The 12,738-nt window shown below is 64.6% G+C and carries 8 protein-coding genes and 1 pseudogene; 4 read left to right on the top strand and 5 right to left on the bottom strand.

Annotation, left to right across the window (positions count from 1 at the left end; all coding sequences use genetic code 11):
- Positions 1-60: 60 nt before the first annotated feature.
- The gene (locus ACOCG7_RS03870; RefSeq protein ID WP_347143385.1) at positions 61-1,584 is read left to right on the top strand and encodes a PLP-dependent aminotransferase family protein; all 1,524 of its coding nucleotides are present in this window, start codon (positions 61-63) and stop codon (positions 1,582-1,584) included.
- A gap of 21 nt (positions 1,585-1,605) precedes the next feature.
- On the opposite strand, the gene ACOCG7_RS03875 is transcribed toward ACOCG7_RS03870, so the two are convergent.
- The 5 genes and pseudogenes from ACOCG7_RS03875 to phnC all read right to left on the bottom strand — a co-directional run bounded on the left by ACOCG7_RS03875 (position 1,606) and on the right by phnC (position 5,516).
- Positions 1,606-2,178: a PIN domain-containing protein gene (locus ACOCG7_RS03875; RefSeq protein ID WP_347143384.1), complete on the bottom strand. Its 573-nt coding sequence runs from the start codon at positions 2,176-2,178 to the stop codon at positions 1,606-1,608.
- 3 nt (positions 2,179-2,181) lie between these two features.
- Positions 2,182-2,640, bottom strand: a complete 459-nt coding sequence (locus ACOCG7_RS03880) for an excisionase family DNA-binding protein (RefSeq protein ID WP_154872070.1) — start codon at positions 2,638-2,640, stop codon at positions 2,182-2,184.
- Between the two features lie 103 nt (positions 2,641-2,743).
- On the bottom strand, positions 2,744-3,586 hold the full coding sequence (gene phnE, locus ACOCG7_RS03885; protein ID WP_083082486.1) for a phosphonate ABC transporter, permease protein PhnE: 843 nt from the start codon (positions 3,584-3,586) through the stop codon (positions 2,744-2,746).
- Positions 3,583-4,560, bottom strand: a complete 978-nt coding sequence (gene phnD, locus ACOCG7_RS03890; RefSeq protein WP_421376894.1) for a phosphonate ABC transporter substrate-binding protein — start codon at positions 4,558-4,560, stop codon at positions 3,583-3,585. Before phnD ends, phnE begins: the two co-directional genes overlap by 4 nt.
- 45 nt (positions 4,561-4,605) lie before the next feature.
- Positions 4,606-5,516 (bottom strand): annotated as a pseudogene (gene phnC / locus ACOCG7_RS03895) (phosphonate ABC transporter ATP-binding protein).
- Between the two features lie 296 nt (positions 5,517-5,812).
- Here phnC and ACOCG7_RS03900 point away from each other — a divergent pair.
- The 3 genes from ACOCG7_RS03900 to ACOCG7_RS03910 all read left to right on the top strand — a co-directional run bounded on the left by ACOCG7_RS03900 (position 5,813) and on the right by ACOCG7_RS03910 (position 12,601).
- A complete protein-coding gene (locus tag ACOCG7_RS03900) occupies positions 5,813-6,847 on the top strand; it encodes a M14 family zinc carboxypeptidase (RefSeq protein ID WP_073430221.1) in 1,035 nt (344 codons plus the stop codon).
- The gene (locus tag ACOCG7_RS03905) at positions 6,844-7,620 is read left to right on the top strand and encodes an alpha/beta fold hydrolase (protein WP_421376896.1); all 777 of its coding nucleotides are present in this window, start codon (positions 6,844-6,846) and stop codon (positions 7,618-7,620) included. Before ACOCG7_RS03900 ends, ACOCG7_RS03905 begins: the two co-directional genes overlap by 4 nt.
- Positions 7,621-7,759: 139 nt before the next feature.
- Positions 7,760-12,601, top strand: coding sequence for an NAD-glutamate dehydrogenase (locus ACOCG7_RS03910; RefSeq protein WP_421376898.1), 4,842 nt, complete (start codon positions 7,760-7,762; stop codon positions 12,599-12,601).
- Positions 12,602-12,738: the final 137 nt, after the last annotated feature.

A 12,738-nucleotide genomic window follows, 5' to 3' on the forward strand; every position in this document is an offset into this window, starting at 1 on the left:
CTATAATGAGATTTGGCTCTCAACTTCAGAGCCATTTCAATAAAAATGTAGGAGCCACTGATGCGCGCGAGTGTGTTGTCCGATTGGCTGGCGCAGCGCCTCGATCGCGGCAACGGCCAGCCGATCTATCGTCAACTGCATCGGCTGCTGCAACAGGCGATCCTGTCGCGCGAACTGCCGGCGGGCGCCAAGGTGCCGTCGTCGCGTTTGCTGGCCAAGGAGTTGGGCATCGGGCGTAACACCGTCACGCAGGTGTACGAGCAGTTGGCGCTCGAAGGCTATGTGAATTCGGCGACCGGCAGCGGCACCTTCGTTGCCGATAGCGCGCCGGACGAGATCGTCGGCGGGCCGGATGCCGACGCGGCGCACGCCCGCCCCGCGCCGTTGAACTCACCGCTGTCCTCGCCGTTGCCGGCAAAGCGCGCGCTGTCCACGCGCGGCGCGCGGCTGATCGCGGGCGCCGGCGTGTCGAAGCGTCAATGGGGCGCGTTCATGCCGGGCGTGCCGGACGTCACGAAGTTTCCCGCGCGCGTGTGGAGTCGCCTGCACAACAAGTATTGGCGCCGGCTGCGCCCGGATCTGTTGACCTACGCGCCGGGCGGCGGCCTGGCGTCGCTGCGCCACGCGCTGGCCGACTATCTGCGCACCTCGCGCTCGGTGCGCTGCACGCCCGAGCAGATCATCATCACGACGGGCATTCATCAGTCGGTCGACCTCGCCGTGCGTCTGCTGTCCGATCCGGGCGACGTGATCTGGACCGAGGACCCGTGCTATTGGGGCGTGCGCAGCGTGATGCACGTTTCCGGGCTGCAATCGCGGCCGATCGCCGTCGACGAGGAAGGCATCAATCCATCCGCCGACGACCTCGCACAGCCGCCCAGGCTGATGCTCGTCACGCCGTCGCATCAATATCCGCTCGGCATGGTGATGAGCCTCGCGCGCCGCCGCATGCTGCTCGAATACGCGCGGCAAAACCAATGCTGGATCATCGAGGACGACTACGACAGCGAGTTCCGTTACGGCAGCCGGCCGCTGGCGTCGCTGCAAGGTCTGGACACCTCTGGGCAGGTGATTTACGTGGGCAGCTTCGGCAAGACGCTGTTTCCCGGCTTGCGCATCGGCTACCTGGTGGCGCCGGAAGCGCTGGCGGAGAGCTTTGCCACGGCGAGCGCCGAACTGTATCGCGAGGGACAATTGCTGCAACAGGCCATGCTCGCGGAGTTCATCGACGAAGGGCATTTCACCTCGCATATCCGCAAGATGCGCACGCTTTACGGGCAGCGTCGCCAGAGTCTGCTCGACGCCGCCGCACGCCGTTATGGCGACGCGTTGCCGGCGGTGGGCGGCGATGCCGGCCTGCATCTGGTGATGCAACTGCCGCCGGGCAGCGACGACCGCGCGGTGGCAGCCGCGGCGCTGGAGCGCAATATCGTCGTGCGGCCGTTGTCGGGGTATTACGCGCAACCGTCGCTGGCGCCGTCGGGTTTGCTGATCGGCTATGCGTGCGTGCCGGATGAGGACATCGCGCCGGCTTTCAATACGCTGGGTGGTGCGATTGATGCGACGTTGGTGGAGTTGGCGTGAGGGGCTCGCGGACGCGGCTCTTCAGATAGCGATGCCGTATGGTCGAACAACCGAAACGGTTTGCGTGAGCCCGAGCCCGGCCAGCGTGTCGAGATACGCGTCGACAGACTTCGGTGGATTCCTCAACGACTGCCGGTGCTCGGCCATCGCCTCCAGAACCTTGGCGTGGTTCAGGTCGAACAGATCGGCAATGAAGTCGTCGGGATGCTGCGCGACCAGGTTGAAAGTGCGCAACGTGCTGACTGGAAAATCCTTCAGGTTGAACGTGACGATGAGTTCCGCCCCGCAATGCGCGGCGGCAGCGACGACATGCGCATCGCCGGGATCGGGCAAATCGATCGCCGGTATCAGGTGCTCGTAGTTTTCGACCAAAGCGTCGCGGACATGTGCGTCCATGAGTTCGCGGGTGCGATGGATTCGAACAGGATCGAGGTCGGGACGGTTTGCGATCAGATTGCGGGTCCATTCGTCATGAATGGCCTGCGTCCAGCGCGCCCTATAAAGATCGGTGAGCGCGAGGCGCATCAACAGATTGCGCAACGGTTGGGAGTAGAGAACGCAAGCGTCGTAGATTGCCGTGAAATGCGACGACATCGGCTATTCGAGTCCCATTTCCTGCGACAAGGCCGCGAGTTCGTCCAGTGCCTTGCGGCGCGATGAATCGATTCGATCCTTGTAGGCCATCACATCTTCATAGCGCACGCGCCGATGCGTATTCACCTTGCGAAATGGAATCTCGCCTTTCTCCAACAACTGCACGAAGTACGGCCGCGAAACATTGAGCAGATCGGCTGCCTCTTGCGTGGTGAGTTCGGCATGAATAGGGATGATCGATACGGCATTGCCCTGGCCGATTTCCGCGAGCACGTCGACCATCAGGCGGACGACCGATGTCGGCAACTCCACGCTACGTGTTTTGCCCTTGTCGTCCTTGAAGTTGAACCGTTGCGTCTCGGCACGGCTCGAAAGCACGACCGACAGATTCCGGCCGGAGGTACGGGCGAGCTCGGCCTCTTGCTCCGAAGGAAGCGACGTGAGGTGCATCGTGGTGTGCATGGCGGTAGTCCTCGCAATGTCGGCATTGTAAAACGCAATATCCGAAATCGCAATAAACGAAATGCGAGGGGCGTGTTGCGAACCGCCAGGACCCCCCAAACCCTCACGTCACCCGCTCACGCAGCCACGCCGACGCCAGATCGATCACCGTCACGACCACCACCACCATCAGCATCACCGCAGCGGTCTGCGCATAGTTGAACGAGCGGATCGCTTCGTACAGCACCACGCCGATTCCGCCCGCGCCGACCATGCCGACCACCATCGCCGAGCGCACGTTCGATTCGAAGCGATACAACGCGTAAGAGATCCACAACGGCAGCACTTGCGGCAGCACGGCATAAACGATTTCGTCGACACTGGTCGCGCCGGTTGCGCGCACGCCTTCGGCCGGACGCGGATCGATGGCCTCGACCGCCTCCGCGAAGAGCTTGGCGAGCACGCCCGTGGTATGCACCCACAGCGCCAGCACGCCGGCGAAAGGGCCGAGACCGACCGCGACGATGAACAGCATCGCGAACACCATTTCATTGATCGCGCGGCAGGCGTCCATCACGCGGCGCATGGGCTGCACGATCCACGCCGGCGCGATGTTGTGCGCCGACATCAAGCCGCACGGCACCGCGCAGACGAGCGAGAGCGCGGTGCCCCACACCGCCACCGAAAGCGTCACGTACATCTCGTGCAGATAGTTGCGCCATTCGCTGAAATCCGGCGGGAAGAAGTCCTTGGCGAACTGGCCCATGTTGCCGGAGTCGCTCAGCAAATCCAGCGGACGCATGTCGGCGCCGTGCCATGCGCCGCCCAGCACCGCAAGCACCGCGATCCAGCCGACCAGCGACAGCCAGCCGCGCTTGCCCGCGGCGGGCGGGCCATGACGCGCCGCCCGCGCGGCGAGCGCTTCGTTCGCGCGAGCCGGCGACGTGATCAGATCGACCGTGTTCATTGCTTCGATTGCACGTTGCCGAGCGCGGCGAGCTTCGCGTCGAGCGCGGCCAACTGGGTCTTGCGGTCGTCGTCGGAGAGATGCGTGTCGCTCTCGATCTTCTGCTTCTGCTGGAACAGCGCAACCTGGCGGATCGGCAGCAACTGCGCATCCGACGACGCCGCGAAGCCGCCATAGCCGGTAATCGCGGCCATCACCGCTTTTTCGCTCGGATCGGTCTTCGCATAGTTCAGGAAGAAGTTGCGCAGCTTGTCCTTGGTGGCTTGCGGCAGATCCTTGCGCCACACGAGCGGGTCGGACGGAATCAGCGGCGAGGTCCACAGCACGCGGACTTGCGCGAACTTGTCCGGGTGCTGCTTCTTCAGCGTGTCGAGCATCTCGGTGTTGTTGGTGGCGATGTCGATCTTGTTGTTCACCACGGCGAGCAGATTCGCCTCGTGGCTCGACGGCAGCACCGTCTTGAACGACGTCTTCACCGGCACATTGCGTTTGGCGAAGAGGTAATAGCCGGGAATCAGCGTGCCCGATGTGGAGTTGGGGTCGCCGAAACCGAGCGTGACGTCCCTGGTGTTTTTGAACACGTCGTCGAGTGTCTTGAAGCGGCTGTTCACGTTGGTGATCAGCACCGAGTAATAACCGGCGTCGCCGTTCGCATACAGGACCTTCGCGAACACTTCGCCTTGCGAGCGATCCACCGCTTCGATCGCCGACGCATTGCCGAAATAGCCGACCTGTACCTTGTTAAAGCGCATGCCTTCGATAATGCCGGCGTAGTCCGTCGCGAAAAATGCCTTCACGTTCAGGCCGGTTTGCCGGTTCATGTCCTCGATCAGCGGTTCCCAGCGCTGTTTGAGCACCGAGGACGAATCCGTCGAGATGATGCCGAGGTTGATGGCCTCGGCTTGTGCGGTAGCGACGCAGGCAAGGGCCGCCGCGCCGAGCGTCAGCGTGATCAATGAACGCAGGAGTTTCATCGGTTGAGGTCCGGTTGAATGAACACAGTGGATTGATTGGCGCGCTCAGTTCGAGTGCGCCGGGTCGAGGGCGAACGCGTAGCGCGTCGAGGTGGATGGGGGGTCCTGAAGCCGCGCGCTGCTTTCCATGCCGGCGGCGTTGCTTGCGGTGCCGGTCGCGCCAGGGTCCGCGTCATCGAGCAGTTCGTGGACGTCGTCGCCATAGAGCTGCTTGAGCAGCGCGGGGTTGAGCGCCGCGGAGGGCCCGTCGTACACCACCTTGCCGCGCCGCAGCGCGACGGTGCGCGGGCAATACTGCATGGCGAAGTCGACCTGATGCAGCGACACCAGCACCGTGAGCCGATGTTCGGCGTTCAGCGTGCGCAGCATGTCCATCACGCGGCGCGACGATTCGGGGTCGAGCGAGGCGATCGGCTCGTCGGCGAGCACGATGCGCGCGCGCTGCACCAGCGCCCGCGCCAGGGCCGCGCGTTGCTGCTGTCCGCCGGAGAGGTTCGCGGCGCGCTCGCGCGCGTGTTCGCCGATGCCGACTTCGTTGAGCGCGGCCATCGACAGGGCCCGCTCCGGGCCGGAAAACGCCCGGTGAGACGGCGCCACCACGGCAGACGCGACAGCGCGCCGATCAGCACGTTGGTCTCGACGGAAAGCCGGTTCACCAGATTGAATTGCTGAAACACGAAGCCGATGTCGCGGCGAATGCTGCGCACTTCCCGCACGATCCGGCCGTTCTGCTGAATCGGCCGGCCGAGAATCGCGATCTGCGAGGGCTGCGCATCCGAGGCCGTGAAGCCCGCGATATGCCGCAACAGCGTGGACTTGCCCGAGCCCGACGCGCCGATCAACGCAACCATCTCGCCGGGCTCGACGCGCAGATCGATTTCGTCCAGGGCCTTGCGGCCGTTGCTGAACGTCTTGCTCAACCGCTCGATACGGATTGCGTCCGGCGTCGCTTCCATGAGTACCTCTTTTCCGGCCGCTACGGGCCTGTGTGGGCTCATTCTAGAAAGCGTCTGTGACGGTTGAGTGAAGGCATCGTAACGTCTAGACGACTACATCTCCGTGAATGTTTTCCGCCGTCGAAAAAGGCCGCACCCAAGGCGCACCCAGGGCATTCCTTCGAGCGGAAAATGACATACGGATGACACGCTTTGCAACTACGCCTCACGCCACCTGCATGATCGCGCGGCGCCAGGCTATATTGCGTCTGCGGCTCGCCGCCCCCCATAACCTCGCAGTTCCATTCGACGTCGTCATGCAGCCTTTGAGCTTTCTTCCCGACAGTTTCGCGGAGTATGAAGATCTCAAGACGATTCTCGAGCAGGGCAGCGCCAGCTTCGAGATCCGTTCTGTCTGCGAGACGACGGTGCGTGGCCGGCAATTCACCGTGCACACGGCGAGCATCGGCTCGACCGATCCGCTTGCGCCCGCGATCGGATTCTTCGGCGGCATTCACGGACTCGAACGCATCGGCTCGCAACTCGTACTCGACTACATGCGCGCGCTGCTCGCGCGCCTCGAATGGGATGAGTTGCTGGTGCGGCAATTGCAGTCGATTCGTCTGGTCTTCATGCCGATCGTCAATCCCGGCGGCATGTGGGCGGCGACGCGCGCCAATCCGAACGGCGTCGACCTGATGCGCAACGCGCCGCAGAACGCCGACGAACGCGTGCCGCTGCTCGCGGGCGGTCAGCGCGTGGGCGCCTGGCTGCCGTGGTATCGCGGCCGCCACGGCGAGCCGATGGAGCCGGAAGCCGCGGCGCTCCTGCAAGTGGTGGAAAGCGAACTGGCGGCGCGGCCCTTGAGTATCGCGCTCGATTGCCACTCGGGTTATGGCTGGACCGACAGCATCTGGTTTCCCTACGCGCGCACTCGCAAACTGATGCCGCATCTGCCGGAAATGTACGTGCTGAAGACGATGTTCGAGCGCTCGCATCCGCATCATGGCTACACGTTTGAACCGCAGAGCCATCAGTATCTGCTGCACGGCGATCTATGGGACTTCGCGTATGACCGCACGCCGGCCCCCAACGTATTCCTGCCGATGACACTCGAACTCGGCTCGTGGCTGTGGATCAAGAAGAATCCGCGCCAGCTCTTTTCGCGTCAGGGCATGTTCAATCCGGTGAAGGCGCATCGCACCGCGCGCGTGCTGCGGCGTCACGCGAACCTGCTCGACTTTCTCGCGCGCGCGGCTTTCTCGTCGCAACGCTGGCTGCCGCAGGGCAACCGTCGCGAGGCATTGCTGCAAAGCGCGATCGACCACTGGTACAAATCGGACGCCCCATGAGCACGTGGATCCTGCTGCGCGGACTCACGCGCGAAACGCGCCACTGGGGCCGCCTGCCCGACGCGCTGCGCGAAGCCATTGGCGGCGAGCGCCTGTTGCTGCTCGATCTGCCGGGCAACGGCGAGTTCGCGCAGGCGCGCGCGCCGGCCACGGTCGCGGAGATGGTCAGCTTCGTGCGGATCGCCGCTTTGCAAAGCGGGGCGAGCGTCCCATACCGCGTGCTGGCAATGTCGCTCGGCGGCATGGTGGCGACGGATTGGGCGCAACGTCATCCCGCCGAGATCGAACGGCTCGTGCTGATCAACACCAGCATGCGGCCGTTCAGCCGCATGCATGAGCGGCTGCGTCCCTCGGCATGGCCGGGGCTCGTGGGCGTTGCGGCGCACTGGCGCGACGCGCCGTGCGCGGAGCGCGGCGTTCATCGGTTGACGTGCAATAACGTCGACACGCTGAACGCCGATCTCGACGCATGGAGCGAGATTCGCCGCAGCGCGCCGGTGAGCCGCGGCAATGCGTTGCGGCAACTCTGGGCCGCGGCGCGTTTTCGCGCGGCGGCCGTCAGGCCGGACTGCCCGCTGCTGGTTCTATCATCGCGTGGCGACAAGCTCGTGAACCCGGCATGTTCGTCGAAGCTCGCAGCCGCGTGGGGCGCGACGCATCGCGAGCATCCGTGGGCCGGTCACGATCTGCCGCACGACGACCCCGCGTGGATCGGCGCTCAGGTCCATGCGTGGCTCGCGCAACAGCCCGCCGTTTCGAAGGCTGTGCTTTAGCCGGGGCAGCGGGTATAACCTAAGTGGGGTCGCGCATCGCATCGCGGGGCGGCAGGCGCATAATCCCCATTCAGACGTTGAGACGTTGCATGCGAATCGGGCGAATACGCGCCATTGCCGCCAGCCGGGGGAGTTCATCATGCAAGCAAAGAACGAAGAAGCCGTCACGCATTTGCTGAACGATGTCGTCGAGTTTGCGAGGGGGCGCTTGCCCGAGCCGACCTTCGACGTCGTCGATCCTTTCCTGCGGCACTACTACGACTTCGTCGACGCCGACGATCTGCAAAGCCGCTCGATTGCGGATCTGTACGGCGCGGCGCTCGCGCATTGGCAAACCGCGCAGCGCTTCGTGCCGGGCAGCGAACGGCTGCGCGTCTATAACCCGATCCTCGAACAGCACGGCTGGCACTCCGATCACACGGTGATCGAGATCGTCAACGACGACATGCCGTTTCTCGTCGATTCGGTATCGATGTCGGTGAACCGTCATGGGCTCGCGCTGCACTCGGTCGTGCATCCGGTGTTTCGCATCTGGCGTGGACCCGACGGCGGCATCGAACGCGTGAGCCAGGGCGCCGAGGACGCCGCCGATACGCGCTCGCAGCTCACGTCGTTCATCCATTTCGAAGTGGATCGTTGCGGCGATGCGGCAAAGCTCGACGCGTTGCGCGAAGAAATCGCCGGCGTGCTGCGCGACGTGCGCGCCGCGGTTGAAGACTGGCCGAAGATCGTCGAACTCGCGCGCGCCACCATCAAGGGCATGAAGGCCGGCGAGGGCGGGCCGGAAGGTCTGGAGGCGCGCGCGTTCCTCGAATGGATGGTGGCCGATCACTTCACCTTTCTCGGCCAGCGCGACTACGAACTGGTGCAGCACGACCTCGGCTATGGTTTGCGCGCGGTGCCGGGCTCCGGCCTCGGCATCCTGCGCGATGCGCTGCGAACTGCTGGCGCGGCCGAGGTCACGTCCTTGCCGCCGGCCGCCGCCGAGATCATCTCCAGTTCGTCGCCGATCTTTCTGACCAAGGCCAATTCGCGCGCGACGGTGCACCGGCCCGGCTATCTCGACTATGTCGGCATCAAGCTGACCGGCGCGGACGGCAAGGTGACAGGCGAGCGGCGTTTCATCGGCCTCTATACGTCCACCGCGTATTTCGTGTCGGCCTCGGAGATTCCGATCGTGCGGCGCAAATGCGCGAATATCGTGCGAAGGGCGGGATTCCTGCCGAAAGGTCATCTCGCCAAATCGCTGGTGACGGTGCTCGAAACCTATCCGCGTGACGAGCTTTTTCAGGCCGATGAAAATCAGCTCTACGACACCGCGCTCGGCGTGCTGCGTTTGCAGGAACATCAGCGCACGCGCCTGTTCGTGCGGCGCGACCGCTTCGACCGTTTCGTGTCGTGCCTCGTGTTCGTGCCGCGTGACAAGTACAACACCGACCTGCGCCAGCGCATTGCGAATCTGCTGGCCGACGCCTTCAACGGCGCCAGTGTCGAGTTCACGCCGCTGCTTTCGGAGTCGACGCTCGCGCGCATTCACTTTGTGGTGCATGCGAAGCCGGGCGGCATGCCCAATGTGGACACGCGCGAACTCGAAGCACGGCTTGTGCAGGTCGCGCGCCGCTGGCAGGACGATCTCGCCGACGCGTTGCTCGATGCGTTCGGCGAAGAGCAGGGCAACCGTCTGCTGCAACGTTACGCGGATTCATTCCCGCCCGGCTATCGCGACGATTACCCCGCCCGCACGGCGGTGCGCGACATCGAGTTGATCGAGCGCGTGCAGGGCAGCGAGCGCCTCGCGATGAACCTGTACCGTCCGATCGAAGCGGGACCGCGCGCGTTCCGCTTCAAGGTGTATCGCGCGGGGCAGCCGATCGCGTTGTCGCGCAGCTTGCCGATGCTCGAACATCTGGGCGTGCGTGTCGATGAAGAACGGCCTTATCTGATCGAAGCCTTGGGCGCCACGCCCGCGTGGATTCACGACTTCGGTCTCGAACTCGCGGACGATGCGGAATTCGACATCGAGCGCGTGAAGGACCTCTTCGAGGAAGCGTTCGAACAGGTGTGGACCGGCGCGATAGAAAGCGACGATTTCAACCGCCTCGTCTTGCGCGCGCAACTGAATGCGCGCGAGGTGACGATACTGCGCGCTTACGCCAAGTACTTGCGGCAAGTAGGTTCGACATTCAGCGACGCTTATATCGAACGCGCGGTGACCGGCAACCCGGCGATCGCGCGCATGCTGGTGGAACTGTTCGTCGCGCGCTTCGATCCGGTGTTGGGCGACACGCGCGAGGCGCGCATCGACGGCTGGCTGAAGAAGATCGATAGCGCGCTCGACCAGGTGCCGAATCTCGACGAAGACCGGATACTCCGGCAATTCCTCGGCGTCATCAAGGCCACGCAGCGCACGAACTACTATCGTTTCGACGCCGACGGACATCCGAAACCGTACCTCTCGTTCAAGTTCGATCCGGCGCAAGTGCCCGGCTTGCCCGAGCCGAAACCGATGTTCGAGATCTGGGTTTATTCACCGCGCGTGGAAGGCGTGCATTTGCGCGGCGGACGTGTGGCGCGCGGCGGCTTGCGCTGGTCGGACCGGCGCGAGGACTTCCGCACGGAAGTGCTCGGGCTGATGAAGGCGCAGATGGTGAAGAACGTGGTGATCGTGCCGGTCGGCTCCAAGGGCGGCTTCGTCGTGAAGAATCCGCCGCCGCAAAGCGAGCGCGACGCGTGGATGCGTGAAGGCGTGGCGTGCTATCAGACCTTTTTGCGCGGCCTGCTCGATCTGACGGACAACCTCTCGGGCACGGCGCTGGCGCCGCCGCCCGACGTGGTGCGGCACGATCCCGACGACCCGTATCTGGTGGTGGCCGCCGACAAAGGCACCGCCACCTTCTCCGACTACGCCAACGCGATCTCGCAGGAATACGGTTTCTGGCTCGACGACGCGTTCGCGTCGGGCGGCTCGGTCGGCTACGACCACAAGAAGATGGCGATCACCGCGCGCGGCGCGTGGGAGTCGGTCAAGCGGCACTTTCGCGAAATGGGCGTCGATACGCAGACAACGGATTTCACCGTGGTCGGCGTCGGCGACATGTCGGGCGACGTGTTCGGCAACGGCATGCTGCTGTCGCCGCATATCAAGCTCGTCGCCGCGTTCGATCACCGGCATATCTTTCTCGACCCGAATCCCGATCCGGCGGTCAGTCTTGCCGAGCGCGGGCGGCTCTTCGTTCTCGACCGGTCGAGCTGGGCCGATTACGATCCCTCGCTGATCTCCGCGGGCGGCGGCGTGTTTCCGCGCACGGCCAAGACGATTCCGCTCTCGCCGGCGGTGCAGGCGGTGCTCGGCATCAGCGCGGCGGCGCTCGCGCCCGCTGAACTGATGCGCGCGATTCTGCAGGCGCCGGTCGATCTGCTCTATAACGGCGGCATCGGTACGTATGTGAAGGCGAGCCGCGAGACGCATCTGCAAGTCGGCGACCGCGCCAATGACGCGATCCGCGTGAACGGCGCGGATCTGCGCTGCAAGGTGGTGGCCGAGGGCGGCAATCTCGGTCTCACGCAACTCGGGCGCATCGAATTCGCGCAGCGCGGCGGCCGCATCAATACCGATGCGATCGACAATTCCGCGGGCGTCGACTGCTCGGACCACGAGGTCAACATCAAGATTCTGCTGGGCCTCGTCGTCGCGGATGGGGAAATGACCGAGAAGCAGCGCAATGCGCTGCTCGCGGAAATGACCGACGAAGTGGGCCTGCTCGTGTTGCAGGACAACTATTACCAGACGCAGGCGCTGTCGATCGCGGGCCGCTACAGCGTCGAACTGTTCGATGCCGAGGCGCGCCTGATGCGCTACCTCGAACGCGCGGGCCGCCTGAATCGCGTGATCGAGTTTCTGCCCTCCGATGAGGAAGTCGTCGAACGGCTCACCGCGAGACAAGGTCTCACCACGCCCGAGCGCGCGGTGCTGCTCGCCTATAGCAAGATGTGGCTGTACGACGCGCTGCTCGAATCGTCGATGCCGGAAGACCCGCTCGTCGCCGACATGCTGGTCGACTATTTTCCGAAACCGTTGCGGCAACGCTTCAGCGAGCCGATGCAGCGCCACCCGTTGCGCCGCGAAATTCTCGCGACGCATCTGACCAACGCGCTGGTGAACCGTGTGGGTTGCGAGTTCGTGCATCGCCTGATGGAAGAAACCGATGCGCAGCCGGGCGCCATCGTGCGCGCCTGCATCATGGCGCGCGACGTGTTCGATCTCGACGACGTATGGCGCAGCATCGACGCGCTCGATAACCGCGTCGCCGACGACGTGCAGGCGCGCATGTTCGTCGAGGTCGCGCGGCTCGTGGAGCATTCGGCGCTGTGGTTCCTGCGGCATTTGCAAGCGGGCGCGATCAGCGAGGGCGATGTGGCCGACTTGCTCGCGCGTTGCCGCGACGCCGCGCAACGCCTCGCGCCGCAATGGCCCGCGCTGTTGCCGGGCGCCGATCTCGAAGCGCTGTCCGAGCGCCAGCGCGTGCTGGTGGATGCGGGCGTCGATAGCGAGTTGGCCGTGCGGATCGCAAGCGGCGAGATTTCGGCGGCTCTGCTCGACATCGCCGAAGTGGCGTCGACCTGCGCGCGCAGCCTCGAACTGGTGGCGGGCGTCTACTTCGCGCTCGGCACGCTGCTCAACTACGGCTGGATCAGCGAGCGCGCGGCTTCACTGCCGGCGCCGTCGCACTGGGACATGCTGGCGCGCGCCACGGCGCTAGCCGAACTGGCGCGCCTCAAACGCGCGCTGACCACGAGCGCATTGGCCCATGCCGACGAAGCGTCGACGCCCGATACGTTGGTTCAGGCATGGCGTGAGAAGCGCGCCGCGCAACTGGAGCGCTATGCGCGGCTGCTTGCCGATCTGCGGGCCACGGGCGGCGCGAGCCTGTCGATGCTGCTGGTGATCGTGCGTGAGATGGCGGCGCTGGAGCGGGCCTAGAACGGCGGAAGATGCGCGAGCGCGCAGGCGGTGGGCAGGGTACACGAAGATGCAAGGCAACACCGGGGTTGGACGCATGCCGCCCGGCATGTCCATAATACGGGCTGTTGCCAACTGAAAGCGCTTTGCAAACCCAC

It is taken from the genome of Paraburkholderia sp. DD10 (assembly GCF_049177125.1).
GTDB lineage: Bacteria > Pseudomonadota > Gammaproteobacteria > Burkholderiales > Burkholderiaceae > Paraburkholderia > Paraburkholderia terricola.